Below are 1,593 nucleotides of genomic sequence, written 5' to 3' on the forward strand. Positions count from 1 at the left end.
ATCAAGCTCGCCGGCAAACTGACCCGCGAGCAGAAGCAGAAAGTCGCCGAGGAAATCACTGCCACCCTGGAGCGCCACGCCGACAAGCCCGCGTCCTACACCTACATCGCGTTCGAGGAACTCCCCGACGAGAACTGGGCCATCGCCGGCAAGCTGCTGGATGAGGAGTGAGTTTTTTGTCCGCGAAGGACGCGAAGCAACACGAAGAAGATCTTCAGGCCTTTACTTAGCGGCCCTTCGCCTCCTTCGCAGACAAGAGGCTTTCCGGAGATGAGCGTCGACAAGGAATTCCTCGCTTCGCTGCCGACCCTGCCCGGCGTCTATCGCATGATCGACGGGGCCGGTGCGGTCCTCTACGTCGGCAAGGCGAAAGACCTGAAAAAGCGCGTCTCCAGCTACTTCCAGAAAAGCGACCAGAGCCCGCGCATCCGTCTGATGCTGAAGAGCGTCGACCACATCGACACCGCGGTGACGCGCACCGAGGCCGAGGCGCTGCTGCTGGAAAACAACCTGATCAAGGGACTCAAGCCGCGTTTCAACATCCTGTTCCGCGACGACAAGTCCTATCCCTATTTGCTGCTGACCGGGCACCGTTTTCCGCGCCTGGCCTACTTTCGCGGCACGCCCAACAAGCGTGATCACGCGTTCGGGCCCTATCCCAACTCCTATGCGGTGCGCGAGAGCATCCAGCTGCTGCAGAAGGTTTTCCAGCTGAGGACCTGCGAGGACACGGTGTTCGCCAACCGTTCGCGTCCCTGCCTGCTGCATCAGATCAAACGCTGCACTGCGCCCTGCGTCGGGCTCATCACCCCGCAAGCCTATGCGCGTGATGTCGCCGAGGCCGCCCAGCTACTGCACGGCGAGGCCACCGCGCTGACCGAGACGATCACCGAGGAGATGAACGCCGCAGCGGCCGCGCTGGATTTCGAGACCGCCGCGCATCTGCGCGACCGTCTGCGGATGCTGGCGACGGTGCGCGAAAAACAGTTCGTCGACACCACGGGCGGCGAAGCCGATGCCGACGTCGTGGCGGTGGCCGAGGCCGGTGGAGTCATCGCGGTCAATCTGACCATGATCCGCGGCGGACGGCATCTCGGCGACCGCAGTTACTTCCCGCAGCACAGCGAAGGCGCGACACCGGCCGAGGCGCTGGAAGCCTTCATCGCCCAGCACTACCTCGACCATCCGGTCCCGGCGCGCATCATGGTGAGCGAAGCCATCGAGGGCGGCGCGCTCGAGGCGCTGCTGACGCAGCAGGCTGGCAAGAAGGTCATGCTTCAGCATCGCGTCACCGGCGAACGCAAGGTCTGGCTCACCATGGCACAGGCGAATGCTCGCCTGTCGGCCGCACGGCGCAGCGCCGACCGCGCCAACCAGTCGCAGCGACTGGCCGCGCTGCGCGAAACACTCGACCTGCCGCAACTGAATCGCATCGAGTGTTTCGACATCTCGCACACCATGGGCGAAGCCACGGTCGCGTCCTGTGTGGTGTACGAGGGTGACGACCTGAAAAAATCCGACTACCGGCGCTACAACATCAGCGGCATCACCCCCGGCGACGATTACGCCGCGATGCACGCCGCGTTGATCAAG

Annotated in this window: 1 protein-coding gene; it reads left to right on the forward strand. The window is 63.8% G+C overall.

Going from position 1 to position 1,593, the window contains the following annotated elements:
• Positions 1-270: 270 nt before the first annotated feature.
• A partial coding sequence (gene uvrC / locus V2I46_14925) for an excinuclease ABC subunit UvrC (protein ID MEE4178796.1) occupies positions 271-1,593 on the forward strand: 1,323 nt, incomplete at its 3' end.

It is taken from the genome of Bacteroides sp. (assembly GCA_036351255.1).
Taxonomy (GTDB): domain Bacteria; phylum Bacteroidota; class Bacteroidia; order Bacteroidales; family UBA7960; genus UBA7960.